Annotated in this window: 14 protein-coding genes; 7 read left to right on the top strand and 7 right to left on the bottom strand. The window is 66.8% G+C overall.

The window, feature by feature from the left end; translation table 11 throughout:
• Positions 1-16 precede the first annotated feature (16 nt).
• Positions 17-1,060, bottom strand: a complete 1,044-nt coding sequence (dctP, locus tag ACFO5X_RS17920; RefSeq protein WP_380719451.1) for a TRAP transporter substrate-binding protein DctP — start codon at positions 1,058-1,060, stop codon at positions 17-19.
• A 245-nt stretch (positions 1,061-1,305) separates the two neighbouring features.
• On the opposite strand from dctP, the gene ACFO5X_RS17915 reads away from it, so the two are divergent.
• Positions 1,306-1,971, top strand: a complete 666-nt coding sequence (locus ACFO5X_RS17915) for a TetR/AcrR family transcriptional regulator (protein ID WP_380719449.1) — start codon at positions 1,306-1,308, stop codon at positions 1,969-1,971.
• A gap of 20 nt (positions 1,972-1,991) precedes the next feature.
• On the opposite strand, the gene ACFO5X_RS17910 is transcribed toward ACFO5X_RS17915, so the two are convergent.
• From ACFO5X_RS17910 to ACFO5X_RS17885, 6 genes are all read right to left on the bottom strand, one after another.
• On the bottom strand, positions 1,992-2,669 hold the full coding sequence (locus ACFO5X_RS17910) for an endonuclease/exonuclease/phosphatase family protein (RefSeq protein WP_380719448.1): 678 nt from the start codon (positions 2,667-2,669) through the stop codon (positions 1,992-1,994).
• Positions 2,669-4,078 (bottom strand): cardiolipin synthase, encoded by a 1,410-nt coding sequence (cls, locus tag ACFO5X_RS17905; RefSeq protein WP_380719445.1) that lies wholly within the window; start codon positions 4,076-4,078, stop codon positions 2,669-2,671. Before cls ends, ACFO5X_RS17910 begins: the two co-directional genes overlap by 1 nt.
• Positions 4,079-4,183: 105 nt before the next feature.
• Positions 4,184-4,522, bottom strand: coding sequence for a phasin family protein (locus tag ACFO5X_RS17900; protein WP_380719443.1), 339 nt, complete (start codon positions 4,520-4,522; stop codon positions 4,184-4,186).
• A 127-nt stretch (positions 4,523-4,649) separates the two neighbouring features.
• The gene (locus ACFO5X_RS17895) at positions 4,650-5,273 is read right to left on the bottom strand and encodes a TetR/AcrR family transcriptional regulator (protein ID WP_380719441.1); all 624 of its coding nucleotides are present in this window, start codon (positions 5,271-5,273) and stop codon (positions 4,650-4,652) included.
• Positions 5,257-6,903 (bottom strand): hydantoinase B/oxoprolinase family protein, encoded by a 1,647-nt coding sequence (locus ACFO5X_RS17890; protein WP_380719558.1) that lies wholly within the window; start codon positions 6,901-6,903, stop codon positions 5,257-5,259. The genes ACFO5X_RS17895 and ACFO5X_RS17890 overlap by 17 nt, the downstream gene beginning before the upstream one ends.
• Positions 6,903-8,999 (bottom strand): hydantoinase/oxoprolinase family protein, encoded by a 2,097-nt coding sequence (locus tag ACFO5X_RS17885; protein ID WP_380719439.1) that lies wholly within the window; start codon positions 8,997-8,999, stop codon positions 6,903-6,905. The genes ACFO5X_RS17890 and ACFO5X_RS17885 overlap by 1 nt, the downstream gene beginning before the upstream one ends.
• A 206-nt stretch (positions 9,000-9,205) precedes the next feature.
• Between ACFO5X_RS17885 and ACFO5X_RS17880 the strand changes: the two genes are divergently transcribed.
• The 6 genes from ACFO5X_RS17880 (at position 9,206) to chrA (ending at position 16,138) form a co-directional block, all read left to right on the top strand.
• The gene (locus ACFO5X_RS17880; RefSeq protein WP_380719437.1) at positions 9,206-10,210 is read left to right on the top strand and encodes a TRAP transporter substrate-binding protein; all 1,005 of its coding nucleotides are present in this window, start codon (positions 9,206-9,208) and stop codon (positions 10,208-10,210) included.
• Between the two features lie 24 nt (positions 10,211-10,234).
• Positions 10,235-10,759: a TRAP transporter small permease subunit gene (locus ACFO5X_RS17875; RefSeq protein WP_380719435.1), complete on the top strand. Its 525-nt coding sequence runs from the start codon at positions 10,235-10,237 to the stop codon at positions 10,757-10,759.
• 37 nt (positions 10,760-10,796) lie between these two features.
• The gene (locus ACFO5X_RS17870) at positions 10,797-12,101 is read left to right on the top strand and encodes a TRAP transporter large permease (protein WP_380719433.1); all 1,305 of its coding nucleotides are present in this window, start codon (positions 10,797-10,799) and stop codon (positions 12,099-12,101) included.
• A 153-nt stretch (positions 12,102-12,254) separates the two neighbouring features.
• Positions 12,255-13,964 (top strand): thiamine pyrophosphate-binding protein, encoded by a 1,710-nt coding sequence (locus ACFO5X_RS17865; protein WP_380719431.1) that lies wholly within the window; start codon positions 12,255-12,257, stop codon positions 13,962-13,964.
• Positions 13,965-14,027: 63 nt separating this feature from the next.
• Positions 14,028-14,873 carry an IclR family transcriptional regulator gene (locus ACFO5X_RS17860; protein WP_380719428.1) on the top strand — a complete coding sequence of 282 codons (846 nt, stop codon included), beginning with the start codon at positions 14,028-14,030 and terminating at the stop codon, positions 14,871-14,873.
• 41 nt (positions 14,874-14,914) lie between these two features.
• Positions 14,915-16,138 (top strand): chromate efflux transporter, encoded by a 1,224-nt coding sequence (gene chrA / locus ACFO5X_RS17855; protein WP_380719426.1) that lies wholly within the window; start codon positions 14,915-14,917, stop codon positions 16,136-16,138.
• The last annotated feature ends 69 nt before the right edge of the window (positions 16,139-16,207 follow it).

The following is a 16,207-nucleotide window of genomic DNA, read 5'->3' as shown; positions in this document are numbered from 1 at the left end:
GTCCGTTACGGACGGCTCAGACGTAGCCCATGTCTTTCATCAGGGTGCGGTAAACGTCCGCCGCCTTGGCCGCACGCTCGCCCTTCTGAGCTTCGGTCTCAAGAATGCTGGCGGACGCATCCGACAGCAGGGCCAGCACGTCGTCCGGCAGGTTCACAACCTCGACGCCGTCGTTCGCCACGCCTTCCGACAGCGCGATCGCTTCCTTGTGCTGGTATTCCGCCGAACGCAGGAAGAAACGGTTCTCGATCGTGTCCAGCAGCGCACGGCGCATGTCCTCCGACAGTCCTTCGACCGCCTTGAGGTTCAGGATGAAGGCATCGGTCGTCTGCGCCAGCACCGGCTTGTAGTGGAACTTGCACACTTCCCAAAGCGACATGGACTGCGCGCCGATGGCCGCACCCCAGTGCGCGCCATCGATCACACCAGAGCTGAGCGCCTGATAAAGCTCCGACCCCGGAACGAACTGCGGCGCAGCGCCGGCGGCGGCCAGATAGTCGAGCATCGCACCCGACGAACGGATCTTGAGGCCCTTGAAATCCGCGGCGGACTCGATCTTTTTCGACAGGACCATCTCGGTCGGCAGAACCTTCTCGCACATCAGGTGCACGCCGTCGGGGTTCAGGTCTTCGTTGACCAGCGCCTCGACCCCGAGGTTCTTCATCGCGTGTTCCATCTCCCACGCCTGGCGCAGCGTCCCCGGGATGCCGTAGACAAAAGTCGCCGCCTGCGCCTGGTCCGAGATGTAGGACGGGCTGATCGTGCCCATCGGCACCACGCCCTTGCGCACGACGTTGTAGATGTCAGGGCCCTTGGCGAATTCGCCGGCGCCCAGCAGTTCCAGCTTGAAGGCGCCTTCCGTACGTTCTTCCAGCTTCGTCGCGATGACGCCGAGGCTGTCGGTGAAAGAACTCGATGCCTTTGGCCAGTGCGCCTGAACGCGCCATGTCACTTCCCCCTGGGCCAGCGCCTTGCCGACGAGCGCGGGCGTTGCGACCGCTGCCACGGCAGCGCCGCGCAGGACCGAGCGGCGGTTGATTCGTGAAATATCCTTGGACATGTCTTCCTCCCCTTCGATTGATTGTCGACCACGCCATTTTTCAGGCGAAACGGCCGTTCCCCGAGGATCGGGGTGGCGTCTGCTGCGGCAATCCTGACAAATGTCCGGATGATGCTCAACCGGATTCTGCACCCTGTCCCGCCTCCGTCGCAATTCCTCGGCGCCGGCGGCCGCGCCGGGGCCTATGCGGTTGTCTTGTCCACGGGGTCGTCATAGCCTGCGACAAAAAAACCGGGAGGGACGCCTTGTCGTCGACCAAAGTCACTGACCGCCTGCGGGCCGCCCGCTCCGAGCTGCTGAAGGAGGCGGACATCAGGGTGGTTCAGAACCAGTCCCTGATCGACGACCGGCGCAAGCAGATCTGCGATGCGGCGACCGAACTCTTCCTGGAAAAGGGCTTTGCGGCGACGACGATCCGGGACATCTGCGCCCGCTCGAACGTCAACCAGGCCAGCATCTATGACTACATCGCCAACAAGAACGATATCCTGCGCCGGGTGCTGAACCAGTTGTGGTTCCGCGAGGATGTGCAGATGCTGCCCGAGATCCTGCTCGATGACAGCCTGACGCTGCGGGAAGCCATCGAGCGGTTCCTGCGCCAGAGCTGGCAGGTCAAACGCAAGGGAACGCTGCTCGCATACCGCTGCATCCCGCACCTCCTGCCGGAAGACCGCAAGGCCCTGCGGATCCGCGAAGCCGCGCTGATGAAGGACCTGTCAGACCAGTTGCACCGCCGGCTCGGTCTGCAGGACGAAGACCCCCGGCTCGATGTGCTCTCGAACCTCGTGGTGTTCCTGCAGGCCTTCGGCCCGATGCGCGACTGGCTGCACAGCGATATCCCGGACGAAACGGTCCTTCGAACAGTGTCCGCGGCAGCGGCAGCAATGATCGAGGCAGTGGCCGATTCCTGACATCCTGTCGCCGCCCCCCCTCACGTCACCTTCACCACCACCCACAACGGCAGGTGATCCGAGGCGATATGCGCCGGCCGGCGGGTTTCGATGCCGGTGTCCAGAATCCGCACCTGCGGTCCGTGGGCAAAGCGGTCCAGCATGGCGATCGGGCGGATTGCAGGAAAGCTGCGGGCCGGGGCGCGCACCGTCAGATGCCCGTGCCAGGGCTCGAACCCGCTCCGGGTCGACCATTCGTTGAAATCCCCGATGACGAGCGCCCGTCCGGCGTGATCGCCCAGCCAGTTCCGGATCGCGGCCATCTGTAGCTGGCGCCAGCGCCGGATCAGGCCCAGATGCGTGCCGATCAACGTCAGCCCCTCGATCTGCACCGCCACCGCCCCGCGTGGCTCCAGCCCCGGCAGCTCGATCCGGTCCACCGACCCAATCTTCAGGCCCCGGCGCACCAGTACCGCGTTGCCATGCCAGCCCAGGCTCACATCCGTCTCGGCCACATCGGCGATGGCAAAGTCGGTTTCCTGCTCGATCAGGAACCGCGGAAGCACGGTCGGCCGCGCCCCCAGCCGCATGTCCGCCTCCTGCAGCACCACCACATCGGCCGACAGCGCATTGACCACTGACAGGATGCGCTCGGGGCTGCGCCGCCGGTCGAAGCCGACGGCCTTGTGGATGTTGTAACTCGCGATCTTCATCTTCATCACAGGATCGGCGCGAACAGCCGCGCAAACGGAGCGCCATACCGCACGATGGCCCGCTGATCCTTCAGGGCGCGCTCCAGAAGGATGCTGCTCTCCAGATCCGCCTGCAACATCGCCTCGACCTCCCCGGCAAAGTTCGAATCGTTCACGATGGCCATCGTCTCGAAGTTCAGCCGGAACGACCGGTTGTCCAGGTTCGCCGTCCCGACGCAGGCCAAGTCGTTGTCGATCAGCAGGATCTTCTGATGCATGAAACCCTTCCCATACCGATAAACTTTCACCCCGGCCTTACGGATGGGGTCGAAGAACGCGAAGGCCGCCAGCCACAGCAGGAAGCTGTCCGAATTCTCGGGCACGATCACCCGCACGTCCACGCCCCGCAGCGCCGCCGCCGCCAGCGCCGAAGAGACATCGCCATCCGGCACGAAATAGGGGGTGGCGATCCACAGCCGGGCCTTCGCCTGCTGCGCCGCCAGCACGAAGAAAAGCGTGCCGGTGTCCATATCGTCACTCGGCCCCATCGGCGCGATCAGGCCGGTCATGCCGGCCTCCTGCGGCTCCGTCCGCCAGCTCAGCGGCTCGGCCAGGGAATCGCCGCTCGCCCAGTGCCAGTCCTCCAGAAAGGCCAGCTGCAACTGCGACACCACCGGCCCGCGCATCCAGATATGGGTGTCGCGCCAATGGTCGAACTGCTTCCCACGGCCCATGTAATCGTCGCTCACGTTGTGCCCGCCAAGAAACCCGGTCGTGCCGTCGACGATCACGATTTTGCGGTGATTGCGGAAATTGATCTGCAACCGCCACGGCGGCCAGTGCGCCAGCCGCCGTGCGGCGACCTCGACGCCCGAGGCGCGAAGCCTTTCCAGATAGGCCGTCGACAGGGTGTAGCTGCCAATGCTGTCATAAAGCAGTCGCACGGCAACGCCCCGCTGCGCCGCGGCGATCAGGCGCTCGGCCAGTGCATTGCCCAGCTCGTCGTCCACGATGGTGTAGAACTGCACGCAGACATAGCTCTTTGCCTCATCCACCGCATCAAAGATTGCCTCAAAGGTCGCCTCGCCATTGAGCAGAAGGTGAAAGTCGTTGCTGTCCGTTCCTGGCAGCCCCACCAGATGCGAGAATGCCCCCAGCCGCGACGGCCCCGGTTCCACGTCCGCCAGCCCCACGGCCTCCTTCGCCACCCTCCGCCGCAGCTCCAGGCTGCGATGGCGTTCGGCGGCGAATTCGCGAAACCGGTTTCGGCCCAGAAACAGGAACGCCGGCACCGCAAGCCAGGGCGCGGTGCCTAGGAAGATCATCCAGCCGACCGCACCCTGCGGCGTGCGCGCCCGCATGACCGCGCGATACATGCAATAGGCGATCACGATCACCGCGATCACACCGGCCAGTGCAGATAAAAAATGCGTCATCCCGATGGGCAAGCTGCTTCAATCCCCCGCCTGCACTATAACGCGGGCGACCATCGGGCGTTCCTCCGGTCAGCGCAAGATCGCGATCACGCGGGCCGGACCTTTCTAGAGCGGCACGTCGTCATAGCCGCGCGCCCGGCCGGTCTTGAGATCGGTCAGCGTATCCTCGACCGTCTCCGTCATCTTCCGGCCGATCCGCGCGGCCTCGTTCGCGTAATCCTGCAGCGCTGTCGAACAGAACTCGGTCTGTACCTGAAAGAGCTCAGCCGGACTCCTGCAGGCCAGCATCGCCTGCTGCGCCGCGACGTCGGCGCGCAGCCGCGCGCTCAGGAACCGCGCGCTCTCGGCCATGATCTCCATCCAGTCCCGCGTCGCATTCGGAAACGCCGCGAGCATCGCCGCCGCCGCGCTGCCTTCAAGGCTCTGTGTCTTGTCTCCATTCATATCTCGAACTCCCCGGCCGATTCCGTCCTGCGCGGCGCCTCGGCCAGACGCCGCGCGACTCGGGTGATACTGCCCCCTTCCGCCCGTCTGCGCCTTGATCTGGATCCAATCCGGACGGTTGTCGCCGTCATCCGCCCGGTGCCTCAAGGTCGATATCCGGCGCCATCGGAAATCCCGCCAGCAGCCGGAAATAGACCGGAAACAGCGCCAGCCGCTCGGCGCGGGGTTGCGCGATCCGCAGCGAGTAATAGCCGACCTGATGATAATACCAGATCCGCGCCCGTACGAGCGCCTCTTCCGCCTCATAGCCGATCCGCGTGAACAGGTCGTTCAGGATGGCGATCCGCTCGTCATCCACTGCGGCCACCATCTGCCCGACCGCGTCCGAGCTGCGCCCCCATTCGCGCACGGCCGCATCCAGCCCGGGATCGAACCGCTCGGTCAGCCAGACCATGGCATAGCGAGCCAGCTGCGCGCGCGGACCGCCCTCCTCCTGCTGCGGGATGGCGCGGAACGGGGTGACGTTGCGCTCGGTCCACTCCTGGATCAGCGCGTCCTGCAGGTCGGCATGATCCGCGAAATGCCAGTAGAAACTGCCCCGCGTCGCGCCCAGCGCGGTGGCCAGCGCCTCGACCTTGACCGCCGCGATGCCCGCCCCGGCCATCACCTCCAGCGCGGCGGCGATCCAGTCTTGCCGCGTCAGGCTGGTGCGCCGCCCGCGCAGGGCCTGCCCATCAGTCTGCTGGCTCATAGCCGTATCTCTCCCGCGCGGCCGCCTCCGTCAGGAACCCCCGTGCGATATCCTCGGCGATCCGCGCCCGCTCGCGCCGGCTTGCCGGACCAAAGCCGCCGCCGCCCGCTTCGTTCAGCGTCAGCGTCCCGCCCGGCGGCAGCACATTCATCCCCTGCCCGCTCAACTTGCGCCCGTCGATCCAGTGCTCGCGCGGCGCGCCCTCGGAACCGCCGAACAGCCCGTTGGCCGCGAACAGCGTCCGATTCGCCATCGAGAACACCCGCATGTCATTCCCGCTGTCGTTGCGCATCACCACCCTCTGCCCGGCGCCCCCCGCGAATTCGCCCGCCCCGCCCGAGTCGGGCCACAGATCCTTGCACAGGATGGTCAGCCCGCTGACCACCTCGAAAGTCTCGACCGGGGTGCGCCCCATGTTGGTCGACCCGGGCAGCGCCGGATGCCCGTCCAGCCCCTGCCCGCCGCCGAACCCGCCCGAGCAGGCATAGGTCGCCGACAGGCCCGCGCCGTCAGGATGCTGGCCCTGAAAGGTCAGGATGTCGATCAGCCCGGCTCCCGCGCTGACCCGCCCCGGCACCACGTCGGACAGGGTGTTCAGGATCAGCGGAAAGATGAAATGCCCGATGGTGTGCCGCCCGGCCGAGGCCGCCGGCGGGATCGCGTTCAGGATCGAGCCGACCGGCGCACGCACCGTGATCGCCTGCATCGCGCCCTCGTTGTTCGGAATCCCCGGCGTGGTCAGGCATTTGACCGCATAAAGCACCATCGCCCGCGTATAGGGAAACGGCACGTTGATGCCGGCCCGCACGCAGGGTCCGGTGCCTGCGAAATCCACCTCCAGCGTATCGCCCGCCTTGGTGATCGCGCAATGCAGGGTCCGCACCTCGTCCAGCGCCTCGACGTCGAGGCTGCTGCGATACACCCCGTCCGGCATCTCGCGCAGCGCCTGCCGCACCGCCTCGTCCGAATTGCGCAGGATCGCGTCGGCCAGCGGCTGCAGGCTGTCCAGCGCGTATTCCTCCATGAAGTCGATCACCTGCCGCGTCACGATCTCGGTGCAGGAGACATTGGCGAAGATGTCGCCGATCACCTGCTCGGGCACCCGCACGTTCATCCGGATCAGTTCGACCAGGTTCTCGTCCACCTTCCCCGCCGACACCAGCTTCCAGATCGGCAGGCGCAGCCCCTCGTGGTAAATCTCCGTCGCCGAGACCGAGAACCCCATTCCCCCGATATCCGGCAGGTGGGTGATGCTCATGGCATAGCCCGCGATGGCCCCGTCCCGGTAGATCGGCCGCATCACAGCAATATCGAACATGTGCCCCGTGCCGATGGTCGGGTCGTTCGACACGACCACGTCGCCGGGCAAAAGGCTCTCGGGCGGGAACTTCTTCAGCATATGCGCCAGCGTCACCGGCGCCGTGCCGATGAACACCGGGATGCACTTCGCGCTCTGCGCGATCATCCGGCCGCGCGCGTCGAAGATCAGCACCGTCAGGTCAAAGCCATCCCGCACCAGCGTCGAGAAGGAACAGCGCACCAGCGCCGCCGCCCCCTCGTCGGTGATCGAGATCAGCCGGTCCCACATGATCGACAGATCGACCGCATCTATGGTGTCGCGCATCTCCATCACGCCGCCTCTCCCGTGGTGACACCGATCTCGGCCACAAGATTGCCGTGCCTGTCGATGATTCCCCTGTCGCCGAAGTCCAGCAGGCAGGTGCTCTCGCGTTCCTCCACCAGGCAGGGCCCGGTGACGGTCTGCCCCGGCGCCAGCCGGTAGCGGTCGTAGACCGGGCAGTCGATCACCCCGCCCGCCAGCGGGAAATAGGCCCGCCGCCGGCCCTTCAGCGCCGCACCCTCCGCGCCGCTCCCCGCCGGCAGCAGCGGCATGAAGTCCGGCTTGGGCGCCCGCGCCTCGACCTTCAGCCCGGTGATCTCAAGCGGCTGGTCCAGCGTGCTGTGGAAGACATCCTCATAGGCCGCCGTGAACAGCGCCGGCAGCTGCGCCAGGATCTCTGCCGCCTCCAGCCCCTGCGGCAGCCGCACCTCGACGTCATAGCCCTGCCCGCGATAGCGCATGTCCAGCCGCACGTCCGTCGCGATCTCGGCCGGGTCCAGACCCGAGTCGGTCAGATGCTGCGACACCTCGGCCCGCACCTCTGCCAGCAGCGCGCCCAGCGCATCGGCGTCCAGCGTCTCCAGCCGCTGCGCATGCGCACGCACCACCTCGAAGGACCGCGCCCCGACCAGCATCCCGAAGGCCGACATCACCCCGGCCCCCGCCGGATAGATCACCCGCGGCACCCGCAGCTTGCGCGCGATCCGCGCCGCATGGATCGGCCCGCCCCCGCCCGAGGCCACCATGCTCGACCGGCGATAGTCGAAGCCGCGCTCGGTCGCATGCATCCGGAACGCCCGGCTGATATCCTCGTTGGCGATGTCGTGAATGCCCCAGGCCGCGCGCATCAGCTCCATCTCCAGCGGCGCCGCGACCCGCTGCGTGATGGCCCCGCCCGCCGCCTCCGGCGCCAGGCGCATCTTGCCGCCCAGGAAGAAGTCCGCGTCCAGATAGCCCAGCATCAGGTTCGCATCCGTCAGTGTCGCATCCTCGCCGCCCAGCCCGTAACAGGCCGGTCCCGGCACCGAACTCGCGCTGCGCGGCCCGACCCGGATCAGCCCCAGGCTGTCGACCGAGACGATGCTCCCGCCGCCCGACCCGATCTCGGCCATGTCGATCACCGGGATCTGTAACTGCAGCCCGCTGCCCGACTTGTGCTTGTAGGCATGGGCCGCCTCGAAGGTGTACTTCTTGCTCGGCTCGCCCGCGCGCACCAGCGCGCCCTTCGCCGTGGTGCCGCCCAGATCGAAGGCGATCAGGCTGCCGATCCCCAGATCCTCGCCGATCCGCGCCGCCATCAGCACCCCCGCCGCCGGCCCCGACTCCAGCAGCCGCACCGGATAGCGCCGCGCCATCGCCGGCGTCATCAGCCCGCCGCCCGAGGCGATGATCGACAGGGTGCCGCCAAACCCGATCTCCGCCAGCCCCTCTTCCAGCCGCCGCAGATAGCGGTCCACCATCGGCAGCGCATAGGCATTGGCGCAGGTCGTGGTCCACCGCTCGTATTCGCGCGGATAGGCGAAGACATCCGACGAGGCCGAGACATAGAGCCCTGGATACATTTCGCGCGCGATCTCGGCCGCGCGCTGTTCATGCACCGGATTGCGATACGAGTGGATGAAACAGACCGCCAGCGCGCTGATCCCCTGCCCCTCGACCAGATCGCGGATCGACGCACGCAGCGCGTCCTCGTCCATCGCCTCCAGGATCTCTCCCTGATGGCTGATCCGCTCGGCCACCGCCGCCCGCGCGGTGCGCGGCACGATGGGTTTGGCGAAGGTCAGCCGCAGGTCGTAAAGATCGAACCGCGCTTCCTGCCCCAGGTCGAAGGTATCGCGGAACCCCTCGGTGACCAGCATCCCGGTCGGCTCGCCCCGCCGCTCGATCAGCGCATTGGTGATCAGCGTGGTGCCATGCACGATCTCGCCGATGTCACCGATGGCGATGTCATTCTCGGCACAGATCGCCTGAACGCCCTCGATCACCGCCCGCGCCGGATCCTCCGGAGTCGTCAGCCGCTTGTGCAGCGCCGTCCACCTGCGCCCCTGATCCGCCATCGCGAAATCGGTGAAGGTCCCGCCGATATCGACCCCAAGTCGCAGCATTCCATACACTCATGTCTGTTAACATTTGGGCAAGTCTACGCATCCGCCCCGAATATGGTCAATGTCCTTTGAATTTCTCGCGCTGACACAGAACCCATGCTTGACGGATTGGTTCAAATTTGGACAACTCCATACGCATATGTATGCATCACAGGCCCCGCCTGTATTGTCGCGCCACCGCCAAAACAACGATTAGGGAATTCCACATGCAAGCCTTCTTCAGAATTCGAGACGCCCTGATGGTCGGGGCCGCAATCGGCGCCTGCACCCTGGCGACCGGCGCCGCCGCGGAAATCGTGTGGGACATGCCCAATGCCTTCGGCCGCAACTCGTCGGACGGCGTTGCCGACGTGGTCTTCGCCGAACTCGTCGCCGAAAAGACCAATGGCGAAATCCGGATCGTCCACCACTTCGACGGCTCGCTCGGCTACAAGGGCGTCGACCACCTCGAAGCGGTGCAGGACGGCGGCGTGCCCCTCGCGCGCCACGCCCTGTCCTACTACGGCGGGTATGACCCCTACTTCCTGCTCTCCTCCCAGCCCTTCCTGGTCGAGAACGTGGACGACGTGCGCGCGCTCTACGACGCCTACAAGGACGAGCTCGGCAAGACGATGGAAGGCTACAACCAGGTGCTCGTCAGCGCCGGCCTGTTCCCGCCCAGCGGCATCTGGAGCCGCGAGCCGGTCGAGAGCCTCGCCGACCTCCAGGGCCTCAAGATCCGCGCCTTCGACCTCAACAGCCTGAACACCTTCACCGGCGCCGGCGCGGCTGCGGTGAACATGAACTGGGGCGACGTGATGCCCGCGCTCAGCACCGGCGCCATCGACGCCGTGGTGACGTCGGCCGACCTCGGCATCAACAGCGGCATCAACGACTATCTGCCCAACTTCACCGAAATCAACTGGGCGGTGCCGATCTCGGTGATCGCGATCAACAAGGACGTTTGGGACGCCCTCCCCGAGAACCTTCAGAAGGCCGTTCTCGAAGCCGGCGCCGAAACCACCGACCGCACCTTCGCCCGCCTCGCCACCCAGGTCGAAGGCAACTACGAGGCGATGAAGGCCAAGAAGGTCAACGTCATCACCTCGCCCAACCCCGACCTGCGCTCCAAGCTGGTCGAGGTCGCGGCGCCCCTGATCGAAGACTGGCGCAGCAAGGTCGGCGACAAGGCCGCCGTCCTGGACGCCTATCTCGCCGCCCGCGGAAAATAGACCGCCTCTGGGTCGGGACAGCGGATGCACACCCTCTACGACCGTCTTGACCGGATATCGGCCTGGGTCGCGCGTGTCGCGGCCCAGTTCGCCGTGGTCGTGCTGGCCTGCACCACGCTGCTCATCCTGACCGAGATCGTGCTCAGGTCCTTCTTCGCAACCTCCACCAACATCACCGAGGAATACGTCGGCTACGGTCTCGGCACGATGGTCTTCCTCGGCCTCGGCCACGCCGTCAGAACCGGATCGCTGGTGCGCGTCGACATCGTGCTCGGCCGCCTTGGCCCCGGCCCCCGCCGGGTGATGGAGGTGCTGACCTGCCTCGTCGCCTTCGTGGTCATGGCCTTCGTCGTCTACTACATGTCCATCCGCGTCGGCCGCGACTTCTCGCGCGGCACCATCAGCACCACTCTGGCCGCCACTCCGATCTGGATCCCGAACGCCGTGGTGCTGACCGGAATGCTGGTCTTCCTGCTCCAGGTCTTCTTCTATTCCCTCGGCCTCCTGATCGGACGGCCGCTCATCAAGGAGGCCGAGAGCATCGAATGACGACCCCGGTTCAAGCCATGCACCGGGACTGCGCCTGATGGATCCCGTCACCCTCTCCCTCGTCCTGCTCGCTGTCGTGATCTGCTCCCTTGGCGCCGGCCTCTGGATCTTCGTCGGCCTGCTGCTGACAGCGCTCTTCGCCTTCCTCGTCCTGCTCGGGTTTCCGGTGCCGCGCATCGGCTCGATCCTCACCCCGGTCATCCTGAAAAGCGTCTTCAGCTTTGAACTGGCCGCCGTGCCGCTGTTCATCTGGATGGGCGAGATCATCAGCGGCACCAACCTCGCCGCCAAGCTGTTCAGCGGGCTCGCGCCCTGGGTCCGCCGCCTGCCCGGCGGCCTGCTGCACGCCAACGTCGGCGGCGCCGTGATCTTTTCCGGCATGTCCGGCTCCAGCGTCGCCGCCACCGCCACCATCGGCAGGGTCGCCACCTCCGAACTGATCGGCCGCAGATACGACCCCTCGCTGGTCTATGGCTCGATCACCGTCGCCGGCACCATCGGCATCATGATCCCTCCCTCGATCACCCTGATCATCTACGGCATCGTGGCCGAGGTTTCGGTCGCCAAGCTATTCGCCGCGGGCATCTTCCCCGGCCTCATGCTCGGCCTGCTCTATTCCGGCTACATCTTCGTGCGCAGCCTAATTAACCCGGCGCTCGCCCCGGCCCAGCAGGACGCCTATTCCTGGCGCCAGCGCTTTGCCGGCCTCCTTGGCATGGCTCCGGTGCTGCTGCTGATCGCCTTCCTCATGGGCAGCATCTACGGCGGTTTCGCCACCCCCTCCGAATCCGCTGCCGTCGGCGTCTTCGGCGCCATCGTCATCGCCCGCTTCAGCGGCGGCATCACGCTGGCCGACCTCTATCGCACCGGCATGAACGCCGTGCTCACCACCGCGATGATCGGCAGCGCGCTCGCCGCCGCCGCGGTGCTTGCCACCGCCATCGGCTTCCTGCACCTGCCCCAGATGCTGTCCGAGGCCATCGTCGCGCTGAACCTCAGCCCGATGATGCTGCTGCTGCTGCTCACCCTGATCTACGTCATGCTCGGCACCGTGCTCGACGGCATCTCGATGGTGCTGATGACCGTGCCCATCGTGCTGCCGCTGCTCACCACCGCCGGGTTCGATCCGATCTGGATCGGCGTCTACCTCGTGCTGATGGTCGAGATCGGCCTCGTCACCCCGCCCATCGGTTTCAACCTCTTCGTCCTGCGCTCGATCACCGGCGTGCCCATCGGCCAGATCGCGCTCGCCACGCTGCCCTTCTTCGCACTGATGCTGCTCGGTGGGCTGCTCCTGTCGATCTTCCCCCAGATCGCGCTCTGGCTGCCCGCACAGATCTGACCCTCCCCGCCTGACGTCCTGCCGACCGCTATGCCAGAGCGGTCAGCGCCCTGTTGCGCCTTTTCTGAAAAATTCGCATAACGGTATTTAATTGCACTTGCCGGAATTATTGACCCGCATTACCCTGCGGCCAAGGATACGAGGAGGATTCCGATGAAAACCAACGAAGGGGTCATCAAGACCTTTATCGAAGCGGGCATCACCCGCGGCTTCACCCTGCCCGGGCTCGGCATCACCTGGTCGCTGCCGGCCTTCTTCGACCGCAAGGACGAATTCGAACTGGTGCTCGCCCGCTCCGAGCAATGCGCCTCGGTCATGGCCCAGGTTGCCGGCAAGCTGACCGGCAGACCCGGCCTGCTGATGGCCCAGGGCCCCTTCGCCACCAGCACCGGCGCCTTCGGCATACTCGAGGCCTATTTCTCCTCGACCCCCATGGTCATCATGACCGACACCTCCTGCTACGACGGCTTCGCGCAATATGGCGTCTACCAGACGATGACGGGCGACTATGGCGCGGGTGACGCCTTTGCCGTGCTGAAGACCATGACGAAATACGCCACCTACGCCACCACCCCGGCCGAGGCGATCTATGGTACCCAGCTGGCGATCAAGCACGCGATGACCCCCCGCCAGGGCCCGGCCGCCATGCTGATGCGCACCAACATCATCAAGCAGGAGGTGCCCGAAGCCACCCGCGCCACGCTCTACCCGACCGAAGGCTACCTGCGCAGCACCCCGATGGTGCCGAACCGCGCGGCCCTCGAAAAGATCGCCGCCGCGCTGAAGGGCGCGAAGAACCCGGTCATCATCGTCGGCAACGGCATCTACATGAGCCGCTCGGGCGCGCGTCTCCAGCAACTGGCCGAACGTGACGGCATCGCCGTCGCCTCCAGCTATCACGGCAAGGGCACCATCGACGAGACCAGCGCCATCGCCGTGGGCATGATGGGCACCTGGGCCTCGGCCGCCGCCAACCGGATGGTGCAGTCGGCGGACGTGATCCTCGTCCTCGGGTGCAGCCTCGGCCCCGAATACACCCGCTTCCGCGACGCGCAGATGATGCGGCCCGGCGACCAGACCATCATCCAGGTCGACATCGACCCGCTGAATGCCGGCTGGGTGCTTCCGGTGGATCAGGCGGTCACCGCCGATGTCGCCGATGTCGTCGACTTCCTGCTGACCACCGACGCCGCGCCCGCCAGCGCCCGCGACCAGCGCATCCAGCACATCGCCGCGCTGAAGACCGGCAACGACTACGGCGTCCTGCCCCACTACGACACCCGCCCCGGCACCGTCCATTACGCCGACATCATGCGCGCACTTGGCGACTTCCTCGAACCGCAGGACCTGCTGACGCTCGACGCCGGGACCAACCGCATCTGGGCCACCTCGCGCCTGCCGCTGCGCCATCCGCACCAGCTGGTCGCCCCCGGCGGCATCGGCGGCATGGGGTGGAGCACGCCAGCCGCCACCGGCGCCAAGATCACCTGCCCCGACCGACGCGTGACCGGCGTCATCGGCGACGGCGGCTTCGTGATGACGATGGACGCGGTGGCCACCGCCGCCGAACAGGGCATCGACGTGGTCTATCTCGTCGCCAACAACGCCGGCCTCGGCATGGTGCGCGACAACCTCGGCAATCAGGCCATCGGGGTCGACTTCAAGGACCACGATTTCACCAAGGTGGCCGAGGGGCTGGGCGGCTCCGGCATCACCGTGACCGAAGCCGACCAGATCGGCGACGCCATCCGCGAAGGCCATGCCCGCGGCGGCCCGGTGGTCATCGACGTCAAGGTCGATCCCGCCGCAAGTCACCGGGATTGCTCGGACTATGGCGACCTGCCGCCCTCCTCGGTCAAGTGATCCCCGATCCGGACTCGACCGAATGCCAAAGACAGTCGATTCCGGATCGTCTATGATCGCCGCATGAGCGATACGAACAACGACCCTCCGGCCGCCAAGCGCCGCGGCCGGCCCCGTCAGGACATGGGAAGCGCGGCCCTGAACGACGACCGTCCCTTCGTCACCTCGCTGGCGCGGGGCCTCTCGATCCTGCGCGCCTTCCGGGCCGAGGACATGGTTCTGGGCACCCAGGCCATTGCCGAGCGCACCGGCCTGCACAAGACCACCGTGTCGCGCCTGCTCGGCACACTTACCAAGCTCGGCTACCTCCGATACATGCCCGAATACGGCAAATACGCCGTTTCCAACCAGGTGCTGACCCTCGGTTTCGCCGCCATCGGGCGCTTCGGCTTTTCGGAGGTCGTGCGCGGCCATCTCGAAGAAATGGCGGCTGGCGGCGACTGCGTGGTCGCGCTCAGCGTGCGCGACGGCATCGACATGATGTTTGTCGAGCTGATCCGTAAACCCACCGCCGTCGCGCTGAACCTCAATGTCGGCTCGCGCATCCCGCTGGCGCTCTCGGCCCCCGGACGCGCCTATCTCGCCGCGACCGACGCAGCCGAGCGGGATGAGCTTTTTACCCGCCTCGCCAAACTCTACGGCAAGGACTGGCCCGCGCGAAAGGCTGCGCTGGAAACCGCGCTGGCCCGGGTGCCGGTGCAGGGCTATTCCGACAGCTTCGGCGAATGGAACCCGCATCACAACGCCATCGGCGTGGCGGTGCGCGATCCGCTCACCGGCGATCTCTACACGCTGTCGCTGGGCGGCAACGCCGCGCGCCTGCCGCGCGAGGTTCTGATCGACACCCACCTGCCGCGCCTGCTGAAGGCCGCGCAGGCGATCACCGCGCTCAGCACCGGCCCCCGCTGACCGCCCGCACCATGCCCGCCCCCGCGCCCTCCTGGTCCGACATGCTCCGCGTTTTCGGGCGCATCGGACTGCTCAGCTTTGGTGGCCCCGCCGCCCAGATCGCGCTGATGCACAAGGAACTGGTCGCCGATCGTCCCTGGCTCGACGAACAGACCTACCTGCGCGCCCTCTCGCTCTGCATGCTGCTCCCCGGCCCCGAGGCGATGCAGCTTGCCACCCACGCGGGCTGGCGCCTGCGCGGCGTCCCCGGCGGGCTGCTCGCCGGCCTGCTCTTTGTCCTGCCCGGCGCCGTGGTCATCGCCCTGCTGGTCGCCGCCTACGCGGCCTTCGGCACCCTGCCGTTGGTGCAGGCTGCCTTTCTCGGCATCAAGGCAGCCGTGGTCGTCATCGTGCTCCAGGCGCTGCTGAAGGTCGCGCGCAAGTCTCTGACCCGCCCCTCGGCCTGGGTCATCGCCGCGCTGGCCTTCCTCGCACTGTTCCTCTTCAACCTGCCCTTCCCGCTGATCGTCACCCTGTCCGCGCTCTGGGGCTACGCCACCGCCGCACCGGCCGAACCGCCCCCCTCCGCCACGCCAGCCGCCAACCCGCTGCCCACCCTCGCCATCTGGCTGACCCTCTGGCTCGCCCCGCTGATTGCGCTCGACCTCGCCGGGCAAAGCTTCCTCGCCGACCTCGGCTGGTTCTTCGCCCGCCTCGCCGTCGTCACCTTCGGCGGCGCCTATGCGGTGCTGGGCTACATGACCCAGACCGTCGTGCAGGACTACGGCTGGATCTCCACCGCCCAGATGATCGACGCGCTGGGCCTGGCCGAAACGACGCCCGGCCCGCTGATCCTGGTCACGCAATTCGTCGCCATGCTCGCCGGTCAGATCGGTGGCGGGCCGGGCCTTGCGCTGGCCGCCGGGGCTGTCGCGCTCTGGGCCACCTTCACCCCCTGTTTCCTGTGGATCTTCCTGTTCAGCCCCTGGCTCGACCTCATCGCCGCCCGCCCGCGCCTCTTCGCAGCGCTGAACGCCATCACCGCCGCTGTCGTCGGCGTGATCCTCAACCTCTCGCTCTGGTTCGCCCTGCACGTCGCCTTCATCCGCGTCGGCCTGCTCGACGCCGGGCCGCTCCACCTCGCCCTGCCCGACTGGTCCAGCCTCGACCTCCGCGCCCTGCTCCTCGGCGCGCTGGCCGCGCTCCTGCTGCTGGGCCTGCGCCGCGGCATGGCGGAAACGCTGGCAATCCTGGCACTCGCGGGCCTCCTCGCCGGCTGGGCATGAATCCCCCTCCCACGGGCTTTTGTTTCTGATCGAATCCCTTATGCTGAGCGTCAGGTACGGCAGGATGGA

This window comes from Seohaeicola nanhaiensis, from assembly GCF_042654245.1.
In the GTDB taxonomy this organism is placed as follows: Bacteria; Pseudomonadota; Alphaproteobacteria; order Rhodobacterales; family Rhodobacteraceae; genus Seohaeicola_A; species Seohaeicola_A nanhaiensis.
The sequence above is the reverse complement of the archived record's forward strand: the minus strand, read 5'-3'. Positions and strand labels throughout refer to the sequence as shown.

Coding starts and splice junctions, on each gene's coding strand:
- dctP (WP_380719451.1), bottom strand. CDS start 1,060: ATGTCCAAGGATATTTCACGAATCAACCGCCGCTCGGTCCTGCGCGGC.
- ACFO5X_RS17910 (WP_380719448.1), bottom strand. CDS start 2,669: ATGAAGATGAAGATCGCGAGTTACAACATCCACAAGGCCGTCGGCTTC.
- cls (WP_380719445.1), bottom strand. CDS start 4,078: ATGACGCATTTTTTATCTGCACTGGCCGGTGTGATCGCGGTGATCGTG.
- ACFO5X_RS17900 (WP_380719443.1), bottom strand. CDS start 4,522: ATGAATGGAGACAAGACACAGAGCCTTGAAGGCAGCGCGGCGGCGGCG.
- ACFO5X_RS17895 (WP_380719441.1), bottom strand. CDS start 5,273: ATGAGCCAGCAGACTGATGGGCAGGCCCTGCGCGGGCGGCGCACCAGC.
- ACFO5X_RS17890 (WP_380719558.1), bottom strand. CDS start 6,903: ATGGAGATGCGCGACACCATAGATGCGGTCGATCTGTCGATCATGTGG.
- ACFO5X_RS17885 (WP_380719439.1), bottom strand. CDS start 8,999: ATGCTGCGACTTGGGGTCGATATCGGCGGGACCTTCACCGATTTCGCG.
- ACFO5X_RS17880 (WP_380719437.1), top strand. CDS start 9,206: ATGCAAGCCTTCTTCAGAATTCGAGACGCCCTGATGGTCGGGGCCGCA.
- ACFO5X_RS17875 (WP_380719435.1), top strand. CDS start 10,235: ATGCACACCCTCTACGACCGTCTTGACCGGATATCGGCCTGGGTCGCG.
- ACFO5X_RS17870 (WP_380719433.1), top strand. CDS start 10,797: ATGGATCCCGTCACCCTCTCCCTCGTCCTGCTCGCTGTCGTGATCTGC.
- ACFO5X_RS17865 (WP_380719431.1), top strand. CDS start 12,255: ATGAAAACCAACGAAGGGGTCATCAAGACCTTTATCGAAGCGGGCATC.
- ACFO5X_RS17860 (WP_380719428.1), top strand. CDS start 14,028: ATGAGCGATACGAACAACGACCCTCCGGCCGCCAAGCGCCGCGGCCGG.
- chrA (WP_380719426.1), top strand. CDS start 14,915: ATGCTCCGCGTTTTCGGGCGCATCGGACTGCTCAGCTTTGGTGGCCCC.